The organism is Sphingomonas kyeonggiensis, from assembly GCF_030812785.1.
Taxonomy (GTDB): Bacteria; Pseudomonadota; Alphaproteobacteria; order Sphingomonadales; family Sphingomonadaceae; genus Sphingomonas; species Sphingomonas kyeonggiensis_B.
Map to the genome: position 1 here is coordinate 208,834 of NZ_JAUSTJ010000003.1, position 25,536 is coordinate 234,369.

Genomic DNA, 25,536 nt, shown 5'->3' on the forward strand with positions numbered 1-25,536 from the left:
ACAAATGACCGAAGATTTCCTCCTCGAGCTCCGCTCTGAAGAAATTCCCGCCCGCATGCAGGAAAAGGCGCGCGCCGATCTGGCCGCGCTGTTCGAGGCGCGCCTCAATGCGCTCAACCTGCCCTTCGAAAGCATCGAGAGCTACGCCACCCCGCGCCGTCTCGCGCTGATCGTCCGCGGCGTCGCCGAGATGACCGCGGCGGCGAGCGAGGAGCGCAAGGGCCCGCGCGCCGATGCGCCGGCCCAGGCGATCGAGGGCTTCCTGCGCTCGACCGGCCTCACCCGCGAGCAGCTCGTCGAGCGTGACGACGGCAAGGGCAACAAGGTGCTGTTCGCCGTGATCGACCGCCCCGGCATCGTCGCCGGATCGGTGCTCGCCAGCGCGATCAGCCATGTCATCACCGCCTTCCCCTGGCCCAAGTCGATGCGCTGGGGCGCCGCCTCGGAGACGACCGAGAGCCTGCGCTGGGTGCGCCCGCTCCAGGGCATCATCGCGCTGCTCGGCGACAAGCTGGTGCCGGTCGAAGTCGCGGGCGTGAAGAGCGCTTCGGTCACCGTCGGCCACCGCTTCCACCATCCGGGCGGGATCACGATCGGCTCGGCCGCCGATTACATCGAGAAGCTGCGCGCCTGCCACGTGATCGTCGACGGCGCCGAGCGCCGCGCGATCATCGCGGTCGGTGCCAAGCTGGCCGCGCAGAAGGCCGGGCTGACGCTGATCGAGGACGAGGGCCTGCTGTTCGAGAATGCCGGTCTCACCGAATGGCCGATGCCGCTGCTCGGCCGCTTCGACGAGGCGTTCCTCGACGTGCCGCCCGAAGTGATCCAGCTCACCGCCCGCGTGAACCAGAAATATTTCGTCTGCCGCGACAGCGCCGGCAAGCTCGCCAACGCCTTCGTCTGCGTGGCGAATATCGACGCCGCCGACGGCGGGGAAAAGATCGTCGAGGGCAACCAGAAGGTCCTCGCGGCGCGCCTTTCCGACGCGCGCTTCTTCTACGAGACCGATCTCAAGACCCGGCTCGAGGACCTCACCCCCAAGCTCGAGAAGATCGTCTTCCACGAGAAGCTGGGCACGGTCGCCGACAAGGTCGCCCGCGTCGGCATGGCCGCGCATTCGCTGATGGGGCATGTGATCGCGCCCGAGGACGACGCCTTGAGCGCCGAGGCTGCGCAGGCCGCAGCCCTGTCCAAGGCGGATCTCGTCACCGGCATGGTCGGCGAGTTCCCCGAGCTCCAGGGCCTGATGGGCAGCTATTATGCCGGCGCCCAGGGTGCCTCCGCGAATGTCGCGCTTGCCATTCGCGACCAGTACAAGCCGGCGGGGCAGAGCGATGCCCTGCCGGAGGGGCCCGTTGCGGTCGCGGTGAGCATCGCGGACAAGCTCGACAGCATCGCATCCTTCTTCCTCGCCGGCATGCCGCCCAGCGGGTCACGCGATCCCTTCGCGCTCCGTCGCGCGGCGCTGGGCGTGATCCGCATGATCATTGCGAACAACCTGCGCTTCAGCGTTAGCGCGCTGGCGGGCAATTGCGCGGAGAGCCTGGTCCTCCAGCTCGCCTCGGGCGAGCGCGACGTCCATGCGGCGGCCGAGGCACTGCGCGGGAGCTCGCCCCCGCTCACGGGGCATGGGGCACGGCTAGATGCGCTCCTCGCGGGCGTGAATGCGAAGCAGGGCGGATATCTGGCCTCGTTCGAGGAACTCCGCGGCGCCGTCCGTGACTTCTTCGCCGACCGCCTCAAGGTCCAGCAGAAGGAAGCCGGCGTCCGTCACGACCTGATCGATGCGGTGTTCGCGCTGGGCGGCGAGGACGATCTCGTCCGCTTGCTCGCCCGGGTGAAGGCGCTCCAGTCCTTCGTCACCTCGGAGGACGGCAGGAACCTGCTCGCCGGCTACAAGCGCGCCGCCAATATCCTCAAGAAGGAGAGCTGGGCGCCGGGCGAGGTCGCGGACAACGAGATCTACGAGGCCGAGCCGGCCGAGGCCGCACTGCGCGAGGCGCTCGATGCCGCCGAGCCCAAGGCGGAGGCGGCGGTCGAGGCCGAGGACTACGAAGCGGCGATGGCCGCGCTCGCCTCGCTCCGCGCGCCGATCGACACGTTCTTCGACGATGTCACCGTGGTCGATCCGGACGAGTTCAAGCGCGAGATGCGCCTGGGCCTGCTCGCCCGCATCCGCGACGCCGTGAACAACGTCGCCGACTTCTCGAAGATCGAAGGCTGATCGACCGGGGCGCGCCTCCGTAGCGCTCTCCGCTTTCCCCGGCGAAGGCCGGGGCCCAGTCCTTGAAATCACGCGCGATAGCGCGTCTTCGTCGCGCACGCTTAGTCTGGGCCCCGGCCTTCGCCGGGGAAAAGCCGGGCACGCCGGTGGATTGCCGGCATATTTGCCTGGGCCTCTACAATGATTTATCTTACGTAACCGGTGTCTCGCCGTGATTTGATCACGGCCAAGCAAATCTTGCCTTCTGACAACGTAGTCAGCGGGTTTCCCCTTGTTCGCACCTGCGGTAGGCGCCTGTCCCAAGTCGTGAGAAGGGACGTGGATGACGCAATATGTGTACCGCTTCGGCGGGAATGTGTCGGACGGGGGCAAGGGTGACAAGAACCTGCTCGGGGGCAAGGGCGCCAATCTCGATGGCATGGCCTCGATCGGCCTGCCGGTGCCTCCCGGTTTCACGATCAGCACGCCGATGTGCGCGGTCTATTACGAGCAGGGCGGCATCTTCCCCGACAGCGTGAAGACCGAAGTCGCCAACGGCATCGCCCATATCGAGGGCATCACCGGCAAGAAATTCGGCGACGCGTCCGATCCACTTCTCGTCTCGGTCCGCTCGGGGGCGCGCGCCTCGATGCCGGGCATGATGGACACGGTGCTCAACCTCGGCCTCAACGACACGACGGTCGTCGGCCTCGCCGCGATCAGCGGCGACGAGCGCTTCGCTTGGGACAGCTATCGCCGCTTCATCCAGATGTATTCCGATGTCGTCCTCGAGCTCGATCACGGTCGCTTCGAGGAAGCGCTGGAGATCGCCAAGGAGGATCGCGGCTATAATCTCGACACCGAGCTGACCGCCAGGGACTGGCAGGCGCTGGTCGCCGAATACAAGGCGATCGTCGAGGAGCTCTGGAACAAGCCCTTCCCGCAGGACGTGCACGACCAGCTCTGGGGCGCGATCGGCGCGGTGTTCGGCTCGTGGCAGTCCGAGCGCGCCAAGGTCTATCGCCGGCTCAACGACATCCCCGGCGACTGGGGCACCGCGGTCAACGTCCAGGCAATGGTGTTCGGCAACATGGGCGACACCTCTGCCACCGGCGTGGCCTTCACCCGCGATCCCTCGACGGGCGAGAACGCATATTATGGCGAGTTCCTGATCAACGCCCAGGGCGAGGACGTCGTCGCCGGCATCCGCACCCCGCAATACCTCACCCTGGCCGCCCGCGAGAAGGCCGGCGCCAAGCCCGCCTCGATGGAAGAGGCGATGCCCGAGGTCTATGCGCAGCTCGCCGCCGTCTTCGAGACGCTTGAGAAGCATTACCGCGACATGCAGGACATCGAGTTCACCGTCGAACGCGGCAAGCTCTGGATGCTGCAGACCCGCTCGGGCAAGCGCACCGCCAAGGCCGCGCTCAAGATCGCGGTCGACATGGCGAGCGAAGGGCTGATTACGCAGGAGGAGGCGATCCTGCGCGTCGATCCGCAGGCGCTCGACCAGCTGCTCCACCCGACGCTCGATCCCAACGCCCCGCGCGACGTGCTGACCAAGGGCCTGCCCGCCTCGCCGGGCGCTGCATCAGGTATCGCGGTGTTCGACAGCGACACCGCCGAGAAGCGTGCGGGCAATGGCGAGGCGGTCATCCTGATCCGCGTCGAGACCAGCCCCGAGGACATCCACGGCATGCACGCGGCCAAGGGCATCCTCACGGCGCGCGGCGGCATGACCAGCCACGCGGCGGTGGTCGCGCGCGGCATGGGCCGGCCCTGCGTCTCGGGCGCCGGCACGCTGGCGATCAACGCCCGCGAGAAGCTGTTCCGCGTTGGCCAGCGCGAAGTTCGCGAGGGTGACCTCGTCACGATCGACGGCGCCACCGGCGAAGTGATGCTCGGTGCCGTGCCGACGGTGCAGCCCGAGCTGGCCGGCGATTTCGGCACGCTGATGGTCTGGGCCGACGCCAAGCGCCGGCTCAAGGTGCGCACCAATGCCGAGACGCCGCTCGATTGCCGCACCGCGCGCGATTTCGGCGCCGAGGGCATCGGCCTCTGCCGCACCGAGCACATGTTCTTCGAGCCCTCGCGCGTCACTGCGGTGCGCGAGATGATCCTCGCGGCCGATGAGAAGGGCCGCCGCGTCGCGCTCGAGAAGCTGCTCCCCGAGCAGCGCAGCGACTTCGTCGAGATCTTCGAGGTGATGGCGGGGCTGCCCTGCACGATCCGCCTGCTCGATCCGCCGCTCCACGAATTCCTGCCGCACGAGGAGAGCGAGTTCGCCGAAGTGGCGGCGGCGGCCGGCCTCGACGTCGAGACGCTCAAGCGCCGCGCCGCCGAGCTGCACGAGTTCAACCCGATGCTCGGGCACCGTGGCTGCCGTCTGGGCGTGACCTACCCCGAGATCTACGAGATGCAGGCCCGCGCCATCTTCGAGGCGGCGTGCATCGTCGCCGAGAATAGCGGCGAGGCGCCAATCCCCGAGATCATGATCCCGCTGGTCGCCACCAAGCGCGAGCTGGAGCTGATGAAGGCGGTGGTCGATCGCGCCGCCCGCGACGTGTTCGACGAGCAGGACCGCACGATCGAATATCTGGTCGGCACGATGATCGAGCTGCCGCGCGCGGCGCTGCGTGCGGGCGAGATCGCCGAGGCGGGCGCCTTCTTCTCCTTCGGCACCAACGACCTCACCCAGACCACGCTCGGCGTCTCGCGCGACGACGCGGCCAAGTTCCTCACCACCTATGTGGAGAAGGGGATCTACGCCAAGGATCCGTTCGTCAGCCTCGATGTCGAGGGCGTGGGCGAGCTGATCGCGATCGCCGCCGAGCGCGGCCGCGCGACTCGGCCCGACATCAAGCTGGGCATCTGCGGCGAGCATGGCGGCGACCCGGCCAGCATCGACTTCTGCGAAGAGACCCGGCTCGATTACGTCTCGGCCTCGCCCTATCGCGTGCCGATCGCGCGGCTGGCGGCGGCGCAGGCGGCACTGCGCCGGGCGTGATCCCGCTCGCGCTGCTGCTGGTCCAGGCGGATCCGGCGGAGACCCTCCGCCAGGAGCTGGTGGCGGCACGCAGCGCGACCGCGGTGCTCCAGCGCCGCTGCACCACGCCGATCCGTGCGGAAGTGAACCGCGCGCAAAAGCCGGCCACGCCCGAGCAGCGCGCGCATCTCGCTGTGGGTCCGGCCGAGCCGGTGGTCTATCGCAGCGTCGTGCTGAGATGCGGCCCGGTGTCGCTGTCGGTCGCCGAGAACTGGTATGTCCCCGCACGCCTCACGCCCGAGATGAACGCGGCGCTCGCGGGCGACACCCCCTTCGGCGCCGCGATCCGCCCGCTCGCTCCCAGCCGCCGCACCCTCGGCATCGCCACCCAGCGCGAGGATGCCAGTGTCGCACCCTATGTCGTGCGCCAGCGTGCGGTGGTGCTCGACGGGCAGGGCCGTCCGCTCTCCGAGGTGGTCGAGAACTACACGCCCGTCATGCTCTGCCTGCCGGTGCGTCAACCCTAGCCATTCCCACAGTCCGTCATCCCGGCGAAAGCCGGGATCTCGTGCGGCTCTTTCCCAGCGCCTTCGCCTGAGATCCCGGCTTTCGCCGGGATGACGGTGATTTGTCGGGATGACGGCTTGAGGCCGCCTTCGACCCTCAGCCCTGCCCGAACTTCTCCGCATGCTCGCGCTCGTTGCCCGCGGCGAGCAGCGCGGCCTGTTCGCGCCAGCCCTGTTCGGCGATCGTTCCGGCGGGCAGCTCTAGCCTTTGCTCCAGCGCCGCCTCGTCGGCCGGTGCCATCTTCTCGATCTCGCGATAGGTCTTGATGCCCAGCTCGTTGAGCCGCTTCGCCCGCGCCTCGTCGATGCCCCTGATCCGCACCAGATTGTCGCGGCCCCAGCCGAACCAGCCGCGCCAGGCGGCGCCCGGCTTGTCGTCGGCCACCGGCGCTGCGGCGGGCACCTGGCTGCGCAGCGTCTTCACTTCGGCCTGGAGCGCGCGGATACGCTCCTCGGCCTCGTCGCGATAGCGCGCGTGCTCCAGTTCCTCGTCCTGATAGCGCTCGCGCCACTTCGCCCCGCCCGAGCGGCTGGCCAGCCCCAGGAACCAGCCGGCGACCAGAGTCAGCCCCAGTGCCGCGAACTGCGTCGCGGTTTCGAACGGAAGCGCCATGACCTGTAGACCTTAGTGGGCGTGCTCGGGATGCGACGGCTCGGCCTGGGCGGGTTCCCCTGCCGGCTGGGCATGTACGGGCTCCGCTGCGACCGTCTCGACCACAACGGGTTCGGCGTGCACCGGTTCCGGCTCGGCAGGTGCCACCGGTTCGGCGGGAACAGGCTCTGCAGCAGCGACAGTCTCGGGCGTCACCGGTTCGGCGGCCGCGACCGGCTCGGCTTCGGCATGCTCGGCTTCGGCATGGCTCTCCACCGCATGGGTGACCGCGGCACCGGCAACCGCGCCGGCCACGGCAGCCGCCGCGACGGTGGCGGTCGAATGGCCTTCGGGCTCGGGAGCAGGGGCGGGCGCGGCAACCGGTGCCGCCGCAACCGGGGCAGGGGCCTCGGTCGCCGCCTTCAGCTTCGCATTCTCGGCTTCCAGGTCGCGGATGCGGCGGGCGGCGTCGCGCAGGTCGCTCTCGGCGCGGTCGCGATAGCCGGCATTGTCGATCTCTTCTTCCTGCAGGCGCTCGCGCCACTTGCGGCCGCCGCTATGGCTGGCGAGCCCCAGGAACCAGCCGGCGATCAGCGTCAGGCCCAGCCCCGCGAGCTGGGTGATCGTCTGGAACGGCAAATCATGCATCGAGTCGACCCTCCCCTTAGTCGGGCGGGAAGCTATCCCGCCCGGGCAGGTCGCGCCACCGAAATTGGTTAAGGGCCCTTGGAGATCAGCGCGTCGTTGATCGAGCAGGCCGCCGGGCCGAGAATGACGATGAACAGCACCGGCAGGATGAACAGGATCAGCGGCACGGTCATGATCGCCGGCAGGCGGGCTGCCTTTTCCTCGGCGCGCATCATGCGCTCGTTGCGGAACTCGGCCGAAAGCACGCGCAGCGCCGAGGCGAGCGGGGTGCCGTATTTCTCGGTCTGAATCATCGTGGTGACCACGCCGCGGATCGAATCCAGGTCGATGCGCTCGGCCAGGTTCTCGAAGGCCTGGCGGCGATCGGTCAGGAAGCCGAGCTCGATCGCGGTCAGCTGGAACTCCTCGCCCAGCTCCGGATAGGCCTTGCCCAGTTCCTTCGAGACGCGGTGGAAGGCGGCGTCGACGGTGAGTCCCGCTTCGGCACAGATCACCAGCAGATCGAGCGCGTCGGGCAGGCCCTTGCGGATCGCCGCGCTTCGCTTCTGGATCTTGTTCTTCAGGTACAGGTCCGGGAACTTGTAGGCGAGGATGAAGGTGCCGGCGACCAGGCCGTACGCCTTCATCGGGCTCCAGTCCGCGAACATCTCGGTGCCATAGACCATGTAGAGCATCGGCCCGCCGAACACGATCGGCAGGACCAGGCGGCCGAAGATCACCGCGACCGCGAATTCCTTGCGGCGGATGCCGGCTTGGAGCAGCTTGGTCTGCGCCTGCTTGACCTGGCTGTCCTGCAGCACCTTCATCGAGGAAAGCAGCGAGCGGATCCGGTCGGTGGTTTCGCTCTTCTGGACCAGCTTGGCGCGGCGCTTCGAGGTGGAGGCGGTGATGCCCGCCTTCAGCTGCTCGCGGCGCTCGTTGAGCGACTTGACCCGCTTGGCCATCGGATCGCGCACCGTGGTGGCGGCATAGATCGCCAGCATCACCGCGAGGGCGGCTACGGCCGAGAGGATCGTCGCCACCCAGATGACGTCGATACCGAGCAGCGTGGGGCCGGAGGCGGGAGGGGTCATCGCATCAGATCTCGAAATTGACCATCTTGGCCATGATGAAGGCGCCCAGGCCCATCCAGATCAGGCCGCCGCCGCCGATCATGATCAGCCGCTCGTCCTTGAAGAAATTGGCCATGTAGTTGTTGTTGATGAACCACACGAGCGTGAACACGATGAAGGGCAGCGCGCCGACGATCAGCGCGGATGCCTTGGATTCCGACGACATCGCCTTGATCTTCAGCTTCATCTGGGCGCGCTTGCGCAGCACGTCGGCCAGGTTGGCGAGCGTCTCGGCCAGGTTGCCGCCGGTCTCGCGCTGGATCTGGATGGTGATGGTGAAGAACTGGAATTCGGGCGTGCCGAGCCGGTCTGCAGTCTCCTGCAGCGCGGTGTCGAGCGACTTGCCGATCTTCATCTTGTCGCTGACCGCGCGGAATTCCTCGCCCACCGGGCCGTCGACTTCCTGGCCGACCACGCCCATCGTCTCGGTGATCGGCAGGCCCGAGCGCAGGCCGCGGACGAGCAGCTCGATCGCGTCGGGGAACTTGGCGGTGAACTTGGCGACGCGGCGCTTGATGAAGAAGCCGACGACGAAATGCGGCAGGCCGACGCCGAGGAACAGGCCGACGCCCAGCGCCAGAAGGATCGGCAGGCCCTGCAGCAGGATCAATGCCGCGGGCACCAGCGTGAGACCTGCGCTGACCATCATGTATTGGCCGAGCGTCCAGGGCTTGCCCGTCATGTTCAGCCGCTTCTGGAGCAGCGCCGGGTTGGGCAGGAAACGCGCGGCGGTCACGTCCATCCGCGTGGCGCGGGCGGCGGCGACGCGGCGCATCTGCGCTTCCATAGCGTTGCTGCCGGTGACGCTCACCAGATGGCGCTCGCGGACCGACTTGACGCGGCGCGCACCCGCGCGCTCGGCCGAGGGGCCCGAAAAGGCGAACACCATCAGCGCGAGCACCAGGAAGGTGCCTCCAGCGAGCATCAATACCGGCAGCATGTCCACGCCGCACCGTCTCCGATTAGCTGAGCATCGCGCAGCCTAGCCGCGCAATGGTTACTTCTTTGCCTTTACCGGCATCTTCACCTTGAACTTGTCGAGCAGCGAACCGCCGCCCTTGGGCTTGTCGCCCTTGCTCTTGGCCTTGCTCGTGCTCTCGTCGGCGCCCGAATCGGCGATGCCGGCGATGCGCAGGGCGAGGTCGCTCAGGCCGGCAATGGCCTTGTTGCCCTTGCCCACCTCGGCGATCGGCTTGCCCAGCTTGGCCGATTGTGCGGCCAGCTTGGCATCGAAGCCGAGCAGGAAGTCGATCTTGCGCTCGATCGAGCCTTCGAAGTCCTTGCGGCTGATCTCAAGCACCGCCGCCTGCTGGATCTTGTTGGCGACGACGATCACCTGGGTCTGCGGGGCGTTCGACTTGAACCAGCTGAGGATGCGGATCGCGTCGCGCGCGGCGGCGAGCGTCAGCTCGGTCACCAGCACGGCGACCTGGACGTCGGTGATCAGGTGCGGGTGATTGACCAGCATCGAGCGCGGCAGGTCGACCACGGTGCACTCGAAGGCGGTGCGGATTTCTTCCTGCAGCTGATAGAAAGCCGCGCCGTCGGTCATGATCGGCGAGTTGATCGGCGCTTCCGCGCTGAGCACGGCGAGGCGGTCCGAAGCGCGCACCATCGCGCGCTCGATGAACAGCCCGTCGATACGGCTCGGATTCTCGATCGCGTCGGTCAGGCCGCGGCCCGGCTCGAGGTCGAGCGCCAGCGCGCCGGTGCCGAAATGCACGTCGAGGTCGAGCAGCGCCGTGGTGCGGTTCTGGCGCTCGCCCATCAACCAGGCGAGCGAGGTCGCCACGGTCGAGGCGCCCGAGCCGCCACGCGTGCCGATCACCGCCACCGCGCAGTGCGGGCGGTCGGCCGAGGCCTCGGCCAGCTTCGGCGCGTTGAGCGCGGTCTGCGCTTGGGCGAAGGCATCGCGCAGGGCATCCGGGTTCAGCGGCTTGAGCAGGTAATCATGGATGCCGCTCGCGACGAGGTCGCGGTACAGGCGCACGTCATTGACCTGGCCCGATGCGATCACGACCGTGCCCGGCTCGCAGACTTCGGCGAGCGCATTGATGTCGTTGAGCGGATCGCCGCTCTCGGACAGGTCGACGAACAGGATGTTCGGGCTCGCCGAGACCGACAGGGTCTGGACCGCGTTGCGCAGCCCGCCCTTGTTGACCTTTTCCGGCGACCAGCCGAGCTCGACGGCGATCGGACGCAGCACTTCCGCCGTCGTCTCGTCGCAGACGAACGCAACGAACGGATCGCGATGCCCGGCGCGGGCGGGATTGAAAGGAGCGTTCACTTCGGCGACCCTCCACCCGAGTTCAACGTGGCGCCGCCGCCGCCCGAGGGCGCGGCCGAACGGAAGGCGCCGACGGCCTTGGCGCTCGTCGCCTGGTCGGCAGTGGGCGAGCCCGGCGCGCCGCGGACCAGATCGGCCGGGTCGGCGATCATCGCGGCGAGGTTGGCATTGCTGGCGCAGCCATAGTTGGAGCTGGTGCTCGCCTCGAACGTATATTCGGCCTGGCGCGAGTGATCGGGGCAGCCCGGCACATTGGCGGTCATCCGGGTGACAACCACGCGGACGGTGCCCGGGGCGATCTGGCCGGCGGTCACCGGCGCGCGATCGGCGAGCATCAGGCCGTAGCGGCCGGCCTCGGCGGCGACTTCGTCGCGGCCGGTGGCGCCATTGGCGCCGTCGTCGATCGCGACGCGGTCGCCATAGCGAAGGCCCATCGCCGACATCCAGCCGGCCAGGCGCTGGCTCTCGCCCGCGGCCAGGCCATAGCCGGTGGTCTGCAGGTCGAGCACATAGTCGTTACGCTGGACAACCGGCTGATGAACCGATTCTACGCCGCCATTATAGGTGCCGCAGCCTGCGAGCAGCAGCGCCGGGACGAGCAGGGGAGTGAAGCGCGGAAGCACGGGCGATCTCCTCGTCGATCGGGTCAGAAGCCGAAGCCGGGGGCCGCCGAGGCGCCGCCCTTCTTCTGCTTGCGGTTGGGTTGCGGGGCCGGAGCCAGCTGGACCGGTGCGGCCGGCTGGCTGGTCGGGGCGGGCGAGAAGGCGCCCACCGAAGGCTGGCCATCCGCCGGCGCCATGCTCGGCTTGGGACGGTCGGTGCCGCTCCGGGCGCCGCCGAGCGAGCCCATGAAGACGCGCTCGAAGTCGTTCGGCGCCTTGTAGCCGTCGGTCGGCAGGACGATCTGGTTCGCGTTGACCGGCTTCACCAGATACGGGGTGATCACGATCACCAGCTCGGTCTCGTTGCGCTGGAAGCCGTTCGAGCGGAACAGCGCGCCCAGGATCGGCACGTCGCCCAGGCCCGGGGTCTTCGAGATCGAGTTGTTGTGGTTGTTCGACAGCAGCCCGCCGATCACCATGCTCTCGCCCGAGCCGAGCTCGACCGTGGTCTCGCTGCGGCGCGTGGTGAGCGCGGGGATGGTGACGCCGTTGAGCTGCACCGCGCCGGCCGAGGACAGCTGCGACACTTCGGGGCGCACGCGCAGCGAGATGCGGCCGTCCGACAGCACGGTCGGGGTGAAGGCCAGGCTCACGCCATATTGCTTGTACTCCACCGTGGTGGTGCCCAGGCCCTGCGCGACGGGGATCGGGATCTCGCCGCCGGCGAGGAAATTGGCCGTCTCGCCCGAGCGTGCGGTCAGGTTCGGATTGGCCAGCGTGGTCACCTGGCCGATCGTCTCGCCCAGGTCGATCGCCGACAGCACGTCGAGGCCGAACAGCTTGCCGGCCAGGCCAGCAGTGGCGTTGTCCGAGCCGCGGGTGATGTCGGCCAGGCCGCTGGCACGCGGATTGACGAACTGGCCGGTCGACGGATCATAGGCGCCGGTGATCGTCACGCCATTCTGCGTCATCGTCGCGGTCGGGTATTTGGCGAGGTCGGCGGCCGAGAAGGAGCCCGGGCTGCGGCCCTGGGCCAGGCCGAACTGGAAGCCGCCGGTGGGATCCTTGGTCGTGAAGTTCACGCCGACATTCTTGACGAAGCTGCGGCTTACCTCGGCGAACTTCACCTGGAGCTGCACCTGCAGCGGCGTTGCCATCTTCAGCCGGTTGATCACTGCGATCTTGAGCTGCGCGGCGGCATCGTTGACGTTGACGCCCGGATTGAGCAGCCCGGTGACCAGGCGCTGGGCCTGCTCGCTGTCCTGCGGCGAGCGCACCGTGCCGTTGAGCACCGCGATCTGGCCGACCGTGGTCACCTGGATGTCGGTGTCGGGCATGGCGAGCCGGATCATCCGGTCGATCGAGGTGATGTTCTGCGCGACGCGGACATTGGTGGAGAAGATCACCGCGCCCGAAGCGCTGGTGGCGAACACCGTCGCCTCGCCGAATTCCTTGCCGAACAGGTGGATCTGGCGCGGATTGTTGACATAGACGTCCGCCACGCCGGGGTTCGACGTCCAGACGTTCGCGACATTGGCCGGGAGCGTGATGAGCTGGCCCTCGCCGATCGAGAGCAGGATCTCGCTGCTCGGGCGCTGGGTGCCCGAGGGCAGGTTGGCGACGCCGACATTGGCGCGCGCCTGGCTCGGGCGCTTGGCCTTGGCGGTCTGGGCGAAGCCGGTCACCGGCATGCCGACCAGGGCGGTCGACACGATCGCGGCGAGCGAGCGCTTCAGAAGCAGCTTGCCAGTCATGTTAGTTCTTGCCCCCCAGAGCAACGGCGGTCTCGGCATTGCCGCGGACGATGGTCACGACCGGGCCGCGCGGAGTCGCGGCGCCGGGATAGCTTTGCCCGGGCGTCGGGCTGCCGGCGACGGCCGCCGGGCCCATGTCGCGCGGTTTGGCCGGCACGGTGCTGCGCTGGAAGCGCGACACGTCGGCACCGGTGGCGAAGGTGGTCGCGCCCTCCTGGGGACGCGCCGCGACCTTGGCGATCATCGCCTTTTCCTTCTTCGGATCGCCGTCAGCGGGCACGTCGACGTCACCGCTGGCAATCGCATCCTCGAGCTCGCCCTGATTGTCGGCGATCGAGCGCAGCGACAGCGAGAGCGTGCCGATGGTCTGCGCCACCGCGATCTTCTCGGCGATCTTGGGCGTCGCCTCGACCGTGACGGTCGAATAGGTGTTGACGATGGTGTTGCCCTTGTCGTCGGTCTGCTTGTCGGTCTTCTGGTCGGTGGCGAGCACGCGCAGGTTGCGCAGCACCGTCTCCGAGGCCTTGAGCGCGGGGCCGTCGCCGCCGCCGCTCACCGACTGGGTGAGGATCAGGTCGATGCGGTCGCCCGGGAAGACGAAGCCCGCGACCGCGCTCTGGGTCGAGACGGGCACGGTCACCGCGCGCATGCCGGCGCCGAGCGCAGCGGCGAGGAAGCCACGGTCGCCTGGCTTGACCAGCGCGCCCTGGGTCACCGGCTGGCCGGCGGGGATCGGGAAGCGGACGACGGTGCCGACCAGCTTGGCCGGATCCGATTCGCTCTTCACGTAATAGGCGCCCTCGACCAGCTCCTTGGGCCAGGGGCGGAATTCGAGCGACTGGGCGTCGAGGATGGTGCCCACGGGCAGCTCGCGCTTGGCGACGAGCACCTCGGTGGTGTTCTGCGGCTGGACGGCCGCCGGAATCGCTCCGGCCTGGGGCGCGGGCGCGCCGGTCATCAGGCTGCGCGCCATGAACGCGGTAATTGCCGCCACGACGAGCGCACCGACGAGCAGGATCAGCTTGCGTGCATCCATTTCGCTATTCCCAAGCCTTCTCAAAAACGCAGGCGTTTGTGGTTGCGCCAGCGTTAATTATTCACCCGAACTGGTTAAAAATCGGTTCGCGAAGCACGAGAAGCGCGGCGATTGCGATCGCCACCCCATAAGGGATTTCCACAGGATCCCCCGTTTTCGCCCGCCATTTGCGCTCGATCACCATGATGAGCGTGAGCACGCCGCCGATCAGCGACATCAGCACCAGCATCCAGACCAGCGGCTGCACCGGCAGCCACAGGGCGAGCGCGCCGATCATCTTCACGTCGCCGCCGCCCATCTGCCCCAGCGCGAAGGCGCCGACGAAGAAGGCGAAGACGAGCGCGGCCACGCCGGCCTGCAGCGCGACATCCGGCCACAGCGCCAGCCCGTGCGCCCACCACCAGAGCGGCGCCATCAGGGCGATGGCGGCATTCTTCCAGTTGGCGATCTCACGGGTGCGCGCGTCCTGGATGCCCGCCGAAACGAGCAGCAGCGCGAGCGCAACGAGCAGCAAAGTGATGAACAGCTCCCCCATGGAGCCAAAGTCCTAGACGGGACGGCTTATCAAAACGTAACCAAGGGACATGCGTGAAAACCCGGATATCCGCCGTTCCATCCCCGCCGGGGCCAAGGTCCACTATTGGGGCACCCCGGACGGCTGGCATTTGCGCGCCTTTGCCTGGCCGGCCGAGACCGCGACTCCGCGCGGCTCGATCCTGTTCCAGGGCGGGCGCGGCGACATTTTCGAGAAGTATCTCGAGGCGTTCCATCACTGGCACGAGCAGGGCTGGACGATCACTTCGTTCGACTGGCGCGGCCAAGGCGGCTCGGGCCGGCTGACCTCGCGCGCCCACTGCGGCGACATCGACAGCTTCGACACGTTCATCGCCGATCTGCGCGCCTTCTATGCCGAATGGGAGGCGGCGACTCCGGGGCCGCACGTGGTGATGGGCCATTCGATGGGCGGCCACCTGATCCTGCGCGGGCTGGTCGAGGGCGCGATCCGCCCCGATGCCGCGGTGATCGTCGCCCCGATGCTCGGCGTGAAGAGCGCGCTCGGCCCCTTTGCCGAGCGGGCCGCGCGCATCCTGGGCGGGGTGGGGGACAGCACCCGCCCGGCCTGGAAGAGCAACGAGAAGCCCTACACCACCGAGACCCGCGCCAACCTCCTCACCCATGACCAGGATCGCTATTCGGACGAGATCTGGTGGCAGCAGCACAATCCGGACATCGTCACCGGCCCCCCCAGCTGGCGCTGGCTGATCCAGGCGTTCAAGTCGATGCGCGAGCTGGCCGGCAATCCGAAGCTCCGCAAGATGCCGGTGCCGCTGCTTGCCGTGGTCGCCAAGGCGGACGGGCTGGTCGATGCCAAGGCGGCGCTGAAGATCGTTCCGAAGCTACCCGACGCCCGCATCGTCAGCTTCGGCAAGGAAAGCGCGCACGAGATTCTGCGCGAGGGCGACAAGGTGCGCAATCGTGCGATCGGCGAGATCGACCTGTTCCTCGCCGCGCGCGCCCAGCGCCGCTGATGCGTTACGACGTGGCGATTGTCGGTGCCGGCATCGCCGGCGCCAGCCTCGCGGCCGAGATCGCGCCGCACGCTCGGGTGTTGTTGCTCGAGGGCGAGGACCGGCCCGGCTATCATGCCACCGGGCGCTCGGCCGCCTTCTGGTCCGAAAGCTATGGCGGCCCGGCGATCCAGCCGCTCACCACCGCCTCGGGGCCGATGCTGCGCCCCTATCTGGAGCCGATGGGCTCGGTCCATATCGGCCGCGCCGACGAGGCCGGGGCGATCGACGCGTTTCTCGCCGAGTTCGAGGGGACGGGTGTCGAACTGCGCCGGGTCGATCCCCAGGCGATGATCCCCGGCCTGCGCCCCGAATGGACGCTCGGCGTGCTCGAGCCGAGCTGCGAATATATCGATGTCGGCGGCCTGCACGGCGACCAGCTCGCTGTGGCGAAGCGGGGCGGGGCCGAGCTGGTCACCGGCGCCGGCGTCCTCGCCGCCCGGCGCGAGAACGGCGCCTGGAAGATCGAGACGCGGGCGGGATCGTTCGAGGCCGACGTCCTGGTCGATGCCGCCGGCGCCTGGGCCGATCCGGTGGCGGAGATGGCCGGCGTGCGGCCGCTCGGCATCCGGCCCTATCGCCGCACGATAATGCAGCTCAAGACCGATCCCGCGCCGGCGCCGGGCAGCCCGATGGTCGCGCATATCGGCGGCAGCTTCTACTGGAAGCCCGAGGCCGGCGGCCGGGTGTGGCTCAGCCCGCATGACGAGATCGAGACGCCCCCCTGCGACGCCCAGCCCGAGGACATCGACGTCGCCACTGCGATCGACCGGTTCGAGCATGTCGTCGACTGGCGGGTCGAGAAGCTCGAGCATAAATGGGCGGGCCTGCGCACCTTCGCCCCCGATCGCCTGCCGGTCTATGGCTTCGACCCGCACGCGCCCGGCTTCTTCTGGTGCGCCGGCCAGGGCGGCTTCGGCATCCAGACCGCTCCGGCGGCGGCGAAGCTCGCGGCGGCGCTGCTGCATGTTGCGCCTGATCCTGTAGTGGCGGGCATCGACCCGGCGCGATATGCTCCGGAGCGCTTCAACCGGGGGTGATGCCGATGCGTAGGCTGGGGTTCGCTGTTCTCGCAATGCTCCTGCCGGCAGTGGCGCAGGCCCAGCAGCCCGACGATTATCAAACGCTCAAGCAGCGCGTCACCGATATCGCCTTCGATCCCGACAGCTTCTTCGGCGAGCAGGGCCGGTATTTCCGGATCGCGACGATCCGCTACCGCGGCGACGACTGGGCCTTTCCCGTCTACGCCATCGCCATTTCCAATGGCTGCGTCCTTGGCCGCGCGCCGGGATGCGAGGCGCGGCGCATCGCGCGGATGGTGCGCGGGACCGAGGCAAAGCCGCCCGAGCGGCCGCGCTGGCGCGGTTCGGCGCTGATCGGTCGGTTGGGCAAGCTCGGCCCGCTTGACCGCCCCGGGCTCGCCAGGGCGCTCGATGCCAATGTCGACTGGCTGGAGGCCGATCTCGACCAATGCGCCGGCGCGCGGGCTGCGCTGTCGCAGGCGGGGGAAGCGCGCTGGATCGCACCCGAGCTGCTGGCATCCAAGCCGAGCGACGATATCGGCATCGTGCTGCACGCCGATACGATCCGGGTGGAATTTGCCGGTTTCCTGCGCAGCGCGGTCTATGACAGCTACATTGCCAAGGGCACGCCGACGGCCTGGGCCGATGGCTTCGCCAAGGCGATCGAGCCCTGCTGGAAACCCTCCGCCGCGCCGCGTCCCTGGCATGCCGCACCGGGTGCCAAGCCCGCTCCCTCGGGCGGTTGAGCGCGGAGGCCGCCCTGGGCTGGCTCGGCCCGGTCGGATCGCTCGGGGGAACAATCTTCCGCAGAATCGGCTCGCCGCTGATCGTTGAAGCCGAAACGATTGCCGCGCGCGACGAACGCCTTGCTTCAGGTTAAGCGAGTGCTTCAATCCGCAGCGGAATCGTCCTAACCTTTCGGCTCCGGAACGGAAGAGGAGCTGGGTTCATGGCACACAAGTTCGTGATCGAGCAGAACAAGGCCGGCGAGTATGTCGCCAAGTTCAAGTACAATGCCGAAGTGATCTTCTGGACCGAGGGCTATTCGAGCAAGGCGAGCGCGAAGAACGCGATCGAGTCGATCCTGAAGAACGGCCCCACGGCACCTGTCGAGGAGGGCTGAGGGCTCCGGGCGCCGCTATTTGGCGCCTTTGCACCCTTCGACGAACTGCGTGGCGAGCGCCCGGTCTTGGTCGCTCATCGCAACGGCGGTCGTGTGGCCGGTGGTGAACAGCGAAACGAGCTGGGCGCGGCCCAGGCGTTTCAGCTGCTTGTCGTTCTTTGCGATGTGGATCGTCATGTCCCAGCCCTTGGCGGGGTTGGCCACCGCCGTGGCGGGGCGCAGGTCCGGTGTGCCGTCGCCGCCATAGAGCGCCATGAGCGCGGCGCCCTGCGTCATCTTCGCGCCGGGGCCGTCGCCGACCTTCGTCCCTGTCTGCAGGTCCAGCAACTGGGTCACGCCGAACTGCGTGATCTTCACATCCTCCGCGCCGCATTCGAAGAGATATTGCGCGCCGTACGTCAACTGCAGCCCATGCTCAGGCGTTGCCGCGATCAGATGCCATCCCTCCTCCTGGGCCGCCGCCGGCTGGGCGAGCGACAGGTAGAGCCCCAACATCGCGACGATCGGCAGCTTCATGGCAAATCCCCCGGCTTGTTCTTTCGGGCGACTGTCGGGCGCCAGCGATGGCAGATCAAGGGGGGGCTCGGTCCGAAGTGGCTCCGCATCCGACGCAGATCGGCTCCCCTGGCTTGCAATGTAGGATTTCGCCTGCTTGGCTTTCGCGGCCGGCATCGCAATCGACCGCTCTTTGATGTTGTTGGAAAGATAGGATCACGCCCACGCAAGCATGTTGCGGGATGCGTCGCGCTTGCGGGAACAGTGTCAATTTTGGCGCCGCGAGAAACGGCTTCTGGCGTGAACTTCGTGTACTTTGGCGAGCCGCCGGGGCGCGGGGTGTAGGAAACCCCGCGCGGTAGCTCACCAGTTGAACATCGTCCCGTCCTCAAGCCGGTTCACCGGCAGATAGGCGCGCTTGTATTCGTATTTCGCCGCCAGCACCTCGTCGATGTCGACGCCCAGGCCCGGCTTGTCGCCCGGGTGCATCAGCCCCTGGTTGAAGCTGTAGGCGTGCGGGAACACCGCGTCGGTCTCCTCCGAATGCCGCATATATTCCTGGATGCCGAAATTGGGCACCGAAAGCCCGAAATGCAGCGCCGCGGCCATGCACACCGGCGACAGGTCGGTCGCGCCGTGGCAGCCGGTCCGCACCTGGTAGAGGTCGGCCAGCGCGGCCACCCGGCGCAGATGGGTGATGCCGCCGGCATGCACCACGGTCGCGCGGATATAGTCGATCAGCTGCTCCTCGATCAGCTGCTTGGCATCCCAGATCGAGTTGAAGATCTCGCCCACCGCCAGCGGCGTGGTGGTGTGCTGGCGGATCAACCGGAAGCCTGCCTGGTTCTCGGCCGGCGTGGTGTCCTCGAGCCAGAACAGGCGATACGGCTCCAGGTCCTTGCCCAGCCGCCCGGCCTCGATCGGGGTGAGGCGGTGGTGGACGTCGTGGAGCAGGTGGATGTCCCAGCCCAGCGAGTCGCGCGCCTTCTGGAACAGCTCCGGCACGAAGCGCATGTACTTCGACGTGCTCCACTGCGATTCCTCGGGCAGCGATCCCTTGGCCGGCTCGTAATAGAAGCGCTCGCCGGACACGCCGTACGTCGTCTCCATGCCCGGCACGCCCGATTGCAGGCGCACCGCCTTGTAGCCCTGCTCGAGATATTCGTGGGCGCGCTCGATCGTTTCGGCGGTATCGCTACCATTGGCATGGCCATAAACCATGCAGCCTTCGCGCGCCGCGCCCCCCAGCAGCTGGTAGACGGGCATGTTGGCCAGCTTGCCCTTGATGTCCCAGAGCGCCATGTCGACCGCGGCGATCGCCGTCATCGTCACCGGGCCGCGCCGCCAGTACGCGCCCTTGTAGAGATATTGCCAGATATCCTCGATGCTGTGCGCATCGCGGCCGATAAGGCACGGGATCACGTGGTCCGTAAGGTAGCTCGCCACCGCCAGCTCGCGTCCGTTGAGCGTCGCGTCGCCAAGGCCATATACGCCCTCGTCGGTCTCGATCTTCAGCGTTACGAAGTTGCGGCCGGGGCGCGTCACGATGACGCGGGCGGCAGTGATACGTGGCAAAACAACATCCCCTGGAAGTGGTCAGGCCAATATCGACTTGTATGACCTATCGTGTCAACCTACGAGACTGTGTATGACGAGGATGCAATGAAGATTACCGGCAACAAGCTCTACCAGCGCGTAGCCGCCTCGATCACCGAGGCGATCGAGGCCGGGCGCTGGTCGCCGGGCTCCCGCCTTCCCGGCGAGCGCGACCTCGCCGAGGAGTACAAGGTCAGCCGGCCGACGATCCGCGAGGCGATGATCGCGCTCGAGATGAAGGGCTGGATCGAGGCGCGTCACGGCTCGGGCCTCTATGTCACCAAGCGCGATCATGGCAGCGGCGAGCGCGCCGATGCGCTCAATTTCGACGTCGGCGCCTTCGACCTGACCGAGGCGCGCATCCTGTTCGAGGGCGAGGCGGTTGCCCTGGCCGCGGTCTCGATCACCGACGAGCAGCTCGCCGAGCTGGATGCGCTGCTGGAAGAGATGGCGGCCGACGACTCGAACGAGCCGTCGGTGATGGACGCCGATCACCGCTTCCACCTCGCCATCGCCAATGCCACCGGCAATGCGGCGATCCGCAGCGTCGTCGACTATCTCTGGGACCTGCGGGTCAACTCGCCGCTCGCCGCCAACATGTTCGCCCGCGCCAAGCGCGGTGGCATCACGCCGCGGGTCGAGGAGCATCGTCCGATCCTCGATGCATTGAAGGCGCATGACCCGCATGCCGCGCGCAACGCGATGCGCCGCCATCTGCGCGGCGTGGTCGACGATCTGCTCGAGGCCACCGAGCTCGAGGCGATGCAGCGCGCGCGCAACGAGATCGAGACGCGCCGCGACAGTGTCGCCCGGCGCCTCAAGATCGGGTCGGCCTGATCGCGCGATCGGGTGGCTTGACACCGATTACCTTAATGTTGAGATTGGCCTGACCAAAAGGAGAGGCCAATTGAACATGCTGTCGCGTGCGCCGTTCGGCGCCGCCTGTCTCGCGTTGCTCGCTGCCCCGGCGGCGATGGCCCAGTCCGCGGCACCGGCGCCCCATGGCCCGGTCTATGAGACCGCTCCGCCGATGGACGCGACGATCGAGGGTCGGCTGATGCCCCAGCTCGCCGGGCTGCTCCACCAGCTGCTCCGCGAGAAGCGGGGCATGCGGCTGGACGGGGTGCCGGTGTTCGACAGCGGCGACAAGTTCCTCCCCGGCAAGATCGCCTCGGGTCTGAGCTATCTCCTGCTCGACACGCCGAAGGGCGATCCGAAGCTCGCCGAATATCTCGCCGGCTACCGCGACATCGCCGACCTGACGATCGACGATCCCAACGACACCTGGGGCATCTATTACTACATCTCCGCCCTCCACGACCTGAAGCGGGCCGGCCTGCTCGACGAGGCGGTCAGCCCCACGACGCTCGCCAGGCTGCAGCAGAAGCTCGACTGGCGCCGCTTCGTCGATGCGAAGTCGCTCAGGCTGCTCCACGACCTGCCGAACAATTATTACGGCGTCGCCTTCAGCGTCGCCCGGCTGCGCTACCTGCTCGGCTGGGAGGACGAGGCGGCGTCGAAGGCGCTGCTCCAGCGGATGATCGACCATTATCGCAGCTATTCGGGGCAATATGGCTTTGCCGACGAGACCGATGGTCATGGCCGGTTCGATCGCTATTCGGTGCTGCTGATCGGCGAGATCGCCCAGCGCTTCATCGAGACCGGCATGACGCCGACGCCGCAGGTCAAGGCCTGGCTGCGCAAATCGGCCGACCTGATGCTCCACCGCGCCACGCTCACCGGCGAGGGCTGGGAATATGGCCGCAGCATCGGCACCTATGGCGAGACCGCGTTCCTCGAGGTGCTCACCGCCGCAGCGAAGCTGGGCGTACTCGACAAGCGGGAGCGTGACATGGCCTATGCGCTCTCCAGCCGCATCGCCGCGCGCTATGCCGATTTCTGGCTGAACCCGGCGATGGGGTCAGTGAACCTGTGGGACGGTGGCCGCCGCACCGATGGCTATCGCGGCAAGCACCGGATCCTGGGCGAGAATCTCAGCCTTGCCCGCCAATATATCTACACCAACGCGCTGTGGAACGGCCTCGGCTACAAGGGCGCCGCGCCGTCGCCGGGCTATGCGGCCTGGCTCCGGACCTTGCCCGCCGCCCGCTTCACCTGGTTCGCACGCGGCGATCATGACCGCGCGCTGCTGACGCTCAGGGACGGCGATCACGTCATCGGTCTGCCGATCATCAACGGCGCCGAGGATCAGCACATGCACAATCCCTATTTCCCGATCCCCTTCGCGGGCGGGATGCTCCAGGGATCGGCCGACGCGAGCTTCCCGCAGCTCACGCCGCGCTTCGCGCTGGCGGACGGCAGCGTGCTGATGCCGCTCGCCTGGTTCCGCGGCGTGACCTGGAAGCGTACGGGCAATCGAACTGTCGTCGGCTGGCGGCAGGATGCAATGGACCGGATGGGCGGGAACGCGCCGGTCGCCGACAAGCGCCTCACCGTCACGACGCGCTACGCATTCGCGCCGGGCCGAATCACCCGCACCGACGTCTATCGTGCGGCCGTGCCGGTCGACCTGTCCGAGGTGACGATGGAGTTCGCCAGCTTCTCGGGCGACCCGCGCAGCACCGGGCCTGCGGCGGTGACGTTCGGGGCTGGGGAAGTCACGGGCTTCTCGGCGACCGGCTATGAAGGCTGCACGGTCGGCCCGGCGGCGGGCAAGGAATATCGCGCGCCGACCGGCGCCTTTGCCTCGCTGGTCCGCTGCCGGCTCGGCGCGCGACGGCTGGCGGCGCCGCTCACCTTGACCTGGACGCTTCGCTACAAGTGACAAACGTTACGATCATCGTGCACTGCGCCTAGTCAATTGGGTTGACACCGGTGCCAAATTGGCCTTACCACACCGCCTGACCCGAAGACGGGCGCGAGAGATACTACGGGGAGAGTTCATGCCTGGGACCGTTTTTTCTGCTTTCGGACGTAATTCGCTGCGCCTCGCGCTGCTGGCATCCGCCTGTGCGGTGATGCCCGCCTATGCGCAGACCGCCGGCGCCGCGTCCGATGCCGCCCCGGCGGACGGCGCGGCCCCGCAGGAGGAAAGCCAGGCGATCGTCGTCACCGGCGCCCGCGCCGAGCAGCGCAGCTCGATCGACGTGAAGCGCAACGCCGACGTCGTGCTCGACGGCATCGTCAACGACGAGATCGGCGCGCTGCCCGACAACAGCGTGGGCGACACGCTGGAGCGCATCACCGGCGTCTCGGCCGACCGCTTCAAGGGCAATGCCAACGAGCTGTCGGTGCGCGGCCTCGGCCCGACGCTGAGCTTCTCCACCTTCAACGGCCGCGAGGTCTCCACCGCCGGTGCCGACCGCTCGGTCGCCTTCCAGCAATTCCCCTCCGAGCTGGTCAACGGCGTCATCGTCTACAAGACGCAGCGCGCCGACTTCCTCGAGGGCGGCATCGGCGGCGTGATCGAGCTCAAGTCGATGCGCCCGCTCGACTATGGCAAGTCGCGCTTCCAGGCCGAGTTCCGCGGATCGTACCTGCCCAAGGACGACGACATCATCGGCCGCGACGGCCTGGGCTACCGCGCCAATGCCAGCTTGGTGAAGCAGTTCAACACCGGCATCGGCGAGTTCGGCATCGCGATCGGCTATCAGCGCCAGGACGTCGCCGCGCCGGAGGATTATTACAACGGCAACGCAGCCTTCGTGCCATGCAACACCTCGGCCAGCAACGGCACGCTGATCTCGGCCAACACCCCGGCAAACAACGCCGCCGGCGCTGCGGTCAACTGCCAGTTCGCCGCCGCGCCGCGCGCCGGGATCGGCGAGACGGTCGGCACCACCTACTACGCCACCCAGTCGCGCAACTTCCGCCAGCAGAACACCCGCGAGCTGCGCAACGCCGTGATCGGCGCGCTGCAGTGGCGTCCGGCGCCCAATCTCGACATCGCGATCGACGGCCAGTGGTCGAAGCGCGAATCGACCGAGGACCGCAACATCCTGTCGATCGCCGAGGCGCTGCGCGGCATCAAGCCGATCCTGATCGGCAACGGCAGCAACGGCTATTCCGAGGGCGCGCTGATCAAGTACAGCGGCAATTCGAACATCGAGAACCAGCTCGAGTTGCGCGAGCGCGACGAGGAGTACAAGGGCGGCGGCGCGACCATCACCTGGAAGCCGGGCAACTTCACCCTGGTCGCCGATGGCAGCTTCTCGGACTCGCACCGCACCGAGACGCAGAAGGCCACGCGCATGCGCTCGACCACGCGCGTCGGCTATGAGCTCGACTATACCGAGAGCCCCGACGTCCCGCGCGTCACCTTCCTCAACTTCGACGTCAACGATCCGGCAGCCTTCGGGGCCAATGCCGCGACCGCGGTCTATGCCCGCAACCGCTTCGTCACCAACCGCAAGGACAATATCTGGGCGGGCCGCTTCGACGGCGAGTACAAGTTCGCCGACGGCAGTTTCATCACCGCGATCAAGGCAGGCGGGCGCTATTCCGAGCATCACCGCACGCTCGACAACAACCGCAACACCGATGTCGGCACGATCGTGCCCTATGGCAGCTTCACGACCCCGGCGCAGGTGATCAACGCGGCCAACGCCAATTGCCGCAAGGCCTTCCCGACCAAGGACTATTTCCCCAGCACAAGCACCAACCTGACCAGCTGGGCGACCTTCGACAATGCGTGCCTCTACCGCACCTTCACCGGATCGGACGCGCTGCCGCTGCCGGCCGAGAGCCGCGACCCGAGCGACCTCGACATCCGCGAGCGGATCAAGGCCGCCTATGTCATGGCCAATTTCGCCGGCGGCGACGGGTTCATCAGCGGCAATGTCGGCCTGCGCTATGTGAAGACCAACATCACTTCGATCGGCTACCGCCTGCCCTTCAAGGTGACGATCGACACCGCTGCCGACAATTTCACCGTCGGCCCCGATCCCACCGGCGCGATCCAGACCGACACGCTGAAGGGCGACTATTCCTACTGGCTGCCCAGCCTGAACCTCAGCTTCAACCTGTCGGACAAGATCAAGCTGCGCACTGCCGGCTATCGCGCCCTGTCGCGCTCGCCGATCGAGAGCTTCGGCGCCGGCATCGCGCTCAACCCGCAGACCGCGGGCACCGGCGGCCCGGCCAATGTGATCTTCAACCCGACCAGCGGCAATCCGAACCTGAAGCCGATGCGCGCCTGGAACGCGGACGTCAGCCTGGAATTCTACCCGAGCCGTGACACGCTCTTCTCGGTGGCGGGCTATTACAAATGGCTGCGCGGCTCGGTGATCTCGCGCTCAGCGGGTATCCCGACGACGATCAACGTCACCACCATCGTCGATGGCGGCGCGCCGACCCAGGCGAGCTACAACGTCAACGTCATCGCACCGTCCAACGATCCGGACATGCGCCGCCTCTACGGCGTGGAGTTCACCGGCAGCCATAATTTCTCCTGGCTGCCCGGCATCCTCAGCGGCTTCGGCGTCAACGGCTCGCTCAACATCGCCTGGGCGAACTTCGAATATCCCGACACCTCGACGCTGGCCGCCTATCTCGATCCGGCGAACCTGATCGGCCTGTCCAAATACGTCGCCAACGGCACGGTCTATTGGGAGCGCAAGGGCTTCTCGCTGCGCGCGATGTACCGCTACCGCTCGCACTACTACAAGCCGAACGGCGGCACGAACCGCAGCGTGCAGGATGCCGGCTATCTGAACCTCTCGGCCCAGTATGACGTGACCAAGAACATCCAGCTCAAGCTGCAGGCGCTCAACGTCACCAACACCAAGGACGTCTTCTACAAGGGCGGATACGACTCGATCGCCGAGGTGAGCGAGAGCGGGCCGCAATATTATTTCGGCTTCCGGCTCCGCTACTGATTTCGGGAAGGACGTCCGATGCGCCGCAGCCCCATTTTTCTCCTAGTCCTGGCTGCGGCGCTTGCGCCGCAGGCTGCCTCCCATGCCGGGATCGCCTCCCCTGGCCAAA

At 67.6% G+C, this 25,536-nt stretch carries 21 protein-coding genes; 10 read left to right on the forward strand and 11 right to left on the reverse strand.

Going from position 1 to position 25,536, the window contains the following annotated elements:
- The first annotated feature begins 4 nt into the window (after positions 1-4).
- The 3 genes from glyS (at position 5) to J2W22_RS18820 (ending at position 5,716) form a co-directional block, all read left to right on the forward strand.
- Positions 5-2,224, forward strand: coding sequence for a glycine--tRNA ligase subunit beta (glyS, locus tag J2W22_RS18810; RefSeq protein ID WP_307119813.1), 2,220 nt, complete (start codon positions 5-7; stop codon positions 2,222-2,224).
- 322 nt (positions 2,225-2,546) lie between these two features.
- Positions 2,547-5,210: a pyruvate, phosphate dikinase gene (gene ppdK / locus J2W22_RS18815; protein ID WP_307119814.1), complete on the forward strand. Its 2,664-nt coding sequence runs from the start codon at positions 2,547-2,549 to the stop codon at positions 5,208-5,210.
- Positions 5,207-5,716 (forward strand): hypothetical protein, encoded by a 510-nt coding sequence (locus tag J2W22_RS18820; protein ID WP_307119815.1) that lies wholly within the window; start codon positions 5,207-5,209, stop codon positions 5,714-5,716. Before ppdK ends, J2W22_RS18820 begins: the two co-directional genes overlap by 4 nt.
- Positions 5,717-5,852: 136 nt before the next feature.
- Here the strand turns inward: J2W22_RS18820 and J2W22_RS18825 are convergent, their stop codons facing one another.
- The 9 genes from J2W22_RS18825 to J2W22_RS18865 all read right to left on the reverse strand — a co-directional run bounded on the left by J2W22_RS18825 (position 5,853) and on the right by J2W22_RS18865 (position 14,321).
- Complete coding sequence (locus J2W22_RS18825; RefSeq protein ID WP_307119816.1) at positions 5,853-6,368, reverse strand: hypothetical protein; 516 nt, start codon at positions 6,366-6,368, stop codon at positions 5,853-5,855.
- Positions 6,369-6,380: 12 nt separating this feature from the next.
- Positions 6,381-6,995, reverse strand: coding sequence for a hypothetical protein (locus J2W22_RS18830; RefSeq protein WP_307119817.1), 615 nt, complete (start codon positions 6,993-6,995; stop codon positions 6,381-6,383).
- 68 nt (positions 6,996-7,063) lie between these two features.
- Positions 7,064-8,068, reverse strand: coding sequence for a type II secretion system F family protein (locus tag J2W22_RS18835; RefSeq protein WP_307119818.1), 1,005 nt, complete (start codon positions 8,066-8,068; stop codon positions 7,064-7,066).
- A gap of 4 nt (positions 8,069-8,072) precedes the next feature.
- On the reverse strand, positions 8,073-9,053 hold the full coding sequence (locus tag J2W22_RS18840; protein ID WP_307119819.1) for a type II secretion system F family protein: 981 nt from the start codon (positions 9,051-9,053) through the stop codon (positions 8,073-8,075).
- A gap of 51 nt (positions 9,054-9,104) precedes the next feature.
- The gene (locus J2W22_RS18845; protein ID WP_307119820.1) at positions 9,105-10,394 is read right to left on the reverse strand and encodes a pilus assembly protein CpaE; all 1,290 of its coding nucleotides are present in this window, start codon (positions 10,392-10,394) and stop codon (positions 9,105-9,107) included.
- Positions 10,391-11,017: a CpaD family pilus assembly protein gene (locus tag J2W22_RS18850; RefSeq protein ID WP_307119821.1), complete on the reverse strand. Its 627-nt coding sequence runs from the start codon at positions 11,015-11,017 to the stop codon at positions 10,391-10,393. The genes J2W22_RS18845 and J2W22_RS18850 overlap by 4 nt, the downstream gene beginning before the upstream one ends.
- A gap of 23 nt (positions 11,018-11,040) precedes the next feature.
- On the reverse strand, positions 11,041-12,750 hold the full coding sequence (locus tag J2W22_RS18855; RefSeq protein WP_307119822.1) for a type II and III secretion system protein family protein: 1,710 nt from the start codon (positions 12,748-12,750) through the stop codon (positions 11,041-11,043).
- A 1-nt stretch (position 12,751) separates the two neighbouring features.
- Complete coding sequence (gene cpaB, locus J2W22_RS18860) at positions 12,752-13,786, reverse strand: Flp pilus assembly protein CpaB (RefSeq protein ID WP_307119823.1); 1,035 nt, start codon at positions 13,784-13,786, stop codon at positions 12,752-12,754.
- A gap of 61 nt (positions 13,787-13,847) precedes the next feature.
- A complete protein-coding gene (locus J2W22_RS18865; RefSeq protein ID WP_307119824.1) occupies positions 13,848-14,321 on the reverse strand; it encodes an A24 family peptidase in 474 nt (157 codons plus the stop codon).
- A gap of 49 nt (positions 14,322-14,370) precedes the next feature.
- Between J2W22_RS18865 and J2W22_RS18870 the strand changes: the two genes are divergently transcribed.
- The 4 genes from J2W22_RS18870 (at position 14,371) to J2W22_RS18885 (ending at position 17,499) form a co-directional block, all read left to right on the forward strand.
- Complete coding sequence (locus J2W22_RS18870) at positions 14,371-15,315, forward strand: alpha/beta fold hydrolase (protein WP_307119825.1); 945 nt, start codon at positions 14,371-14,373, stop codon at positions 15,313-15,315.
- Positions 15,315-16,394, forward strand: a complete 1,080-nt coding sequence (locus J2W22_RS18875; RefSeq protein WP_307119826.1) for an NAD(P)/FAD-dependent oxidoreductase — start codon at positions 15,315-15,317, stop codon at positions 16,392-16,394. Before J2W22_RS18870 ends, J2W22_RS18875 begins: the two co-directional genes overlap by 1 nt.
- Positions 16,395-16,399: 5 nt before the next feature.
- On the forward strand, positions 16,400-17,122 hold the full coding sequence (locus J2W22_RS18880; RefSeq protein ID WP_307119827.1) for a hypothetical protein: 723 nt from the start codon (positions 16,400-16,402) through the stop codon (positions 17,120-17,122).
- 203 nt (positions 17,123-17,325) lie between these two features.
- Complete coding sequence (locus tag J2W22_RS18885) at positions 17,326-17,499, forward strand: YegP family protein (RefSeq protein ID WP_307119828.1); 174 nt, start codon at positions 17,326-17,328, stop codon at positions 17,497-17,499.
- Positions 17,500-17,514: 15 nt separating this feature from the next.
- Here J2W22_RS18885 and J2W22_RS18890 read toward each other — a convergent pair whose 3' ends face one another.
- Entirely contained in the window at positions 17,515-18,015 is a 501-nt protein-coding gene (locus J2W22_RS18890) for a hypothetical protein (RefSeq protein WP_307119829.1), read from the reverse strand.
- A 342-nt stretch (positions 18,016-18,357) separates the two neighbouring features.
- Positions 18,358-19,569: a D-mannonate dehydratase ManD gene (manD, locus tag J2W22_RS18895; RefSeq protein WP_307119830.1), complete on the reverse strand. Its 1,212-nt coding sequence runs from the start codon at positions 19,567-19,569 to the stop codon at positions 18,358-18,360.
- A gap of 87 nt (positions 19,570-19,656) precedes the next feature.
- Here manD and J2W22_RS18900 point away from each other — a divergent pair, with 87 nt between their 5' ends.
- The 3 genes from J2W22_RS18900 (at position 19,657) to J2W22_RS18910 (ending at position 25,427) form a co-directional block, all read left to right on the forward strand.
- The gene (locus tag J2W22_RS18900; RefSeq protein WP_307119831.1) at positions 19,657-20,427 is read left to right on the forward strand and encodes a FadR/GntR family transcriptional regulator; all 771 of its coding nucleotides are present in this window, start codon (positions 19,657-19,659) and stop codon (positions 20,425-20,427) included.
- Between the two features lie 76 nt (positions 20,428-20,503).
- Entirely contained in the window at positions 20,504-22,375 is a 1,872-nt protein-coding gene (locus J2W22_RS18905) for a hypothetical protein (RefSeq protein ID WP_373423016.1), read from the forward strand.
- Between the two features lie 118 nt (positions 22,376-22,493).
- Complete coding sequence (locus J2W22_RS18910) at positions 22,494-25,427, forward strand: TonB-dependent receptor (RefSeq protein ID WP_307119833.1); 2,934 nt, start codon at positions 22,494-22,496, stop codon at positions 25,425-25,427.
- The last annotated feature ends 109 nt before the right edge of the window (positions 25,428-25,536 follow it).

What these genes read in the sequence shown, in the direction of transcription:
- J2W22_RS18890 (WP_307119829.1), bottom strand. Translation starts at nt 18,015, where the DNA reads ATGAAGCTGCCGATCGTCGCGATGTTGGGGCTCTACCTGTCGCTCGCC.
- J2W22_RS18880 (WP_307119827.1), top strand. Translation starts at nt 16,400, where the DNA reads ATGCGTAGGCTGGGGTTCGCTGTTCTCGCAATGCTCCTGCCGGCAGTG.
- J2W22_RS18825 (WP_307119816.1), bottom strand. Translation starts at nt 6,368, where the DNA reads ATGGCGCTTCCGTTCGAAACCGCGACGCAGTTCGCGGCACTGGGGCTG.
- J2W22_RS18855 (WP_307119822.1), bottom strand. Translation starts at nt 12,750, where the DNA reads ATGACTGGCAAGCTGCTTCTGAAGCGCTCGCTCGCCGCGATCGTGTCG.
- J2W22_RS18885 (WP_307119828.1), top strand. Translation starts at nt 17,326, where the DNA reads ATGGCACACAAGTTCGTGATCGAGCAGAACAAGGCCGGCGAGTATGTC.
- cpaB (WP_307119823.1), bottom strand. Translation starts at nt 13,786, where the DNA reads ATGGATGCACGCAAGCTGATCCTGCTCGTCGGTGCGCTCGTCGTGGCG.
- J2W22_RS18905 (WP_373423016.1), top strand. Translation starts at nt 20,504, where the DNA reads ATGCTGTCGCGTGCGCCGTTCGGCGCCGCCTGTCTCGCGTTGCTCGCT.
- J2W22_RS18910 (WP_307119833.1), top strand. Translation starts at nt 22,494, where the DNA reads ATGCCTGGGACCGTTTTTTCTGCTTTCGGACGTAATTCGCTGCGCCTC.
- glyS (WP_307119813.1), top strand. Translation starts at nt 5, where the DNA reads ATGACCGAAGATTTCCTCCTCGAGCTCCGCTCTGAAGAAATTCCCGCC.
- ppdK (WP_307119814.1), top strand. Translation starts at nt 2,547, where the DNA reads ATGACGCAATATGTGTACCGCTTCGGCGGGAATGTGTCGGACGGGGGC.
- J2W22_RS18875 (WP_307119826.1), top strand. Translation starts at nt 15,315, where the DNA reads ATGCGTTACGACGTGGCGATTGTCGGTGCCGGCATCGCCGGCGCCAGC.
- J2W22_RS18865 (WP_307119824.1), bottom strand. Translation starts at nt 14,321, where the DNA reads ATGGGGGAGCTGTTCATCACTTTGCTGCTCGTTGCGCTCGCGCTGCTG.
- J2W22_RS18830 (WP_307119817.1), bottom strand. Translation starts at nt 6,995, where the DNA reads ATGCATGATTTGCCGTTCCAGACGATCACCCAGCTCGCGGGGCTGGGC.
- J2W22_RS18900 (WP_307119831.1), top strand. Translation starts at nt 19,657, where the DNA reads ATGAAGATTACCGGCAACAAGCTCTACCAGCGCGTAGCCGCCTCGATC.
- J2W22_RS18870 (WP_307119825.1), top strand. Translation starts at nt 14,371, where the DNA reads ATGCGTGAAAACCCGGATATCCGCCGTTCCATCCCCGCCGGGGCCAAG.
- J2W22_RS18835 (WP_307119818.1), bottom strand. Translation starts at nt 8,068, where the DNA reads ATGACCCCTCCCGCCTCCGGCCCCACGCTGCTCGGTATCGACGTCATC.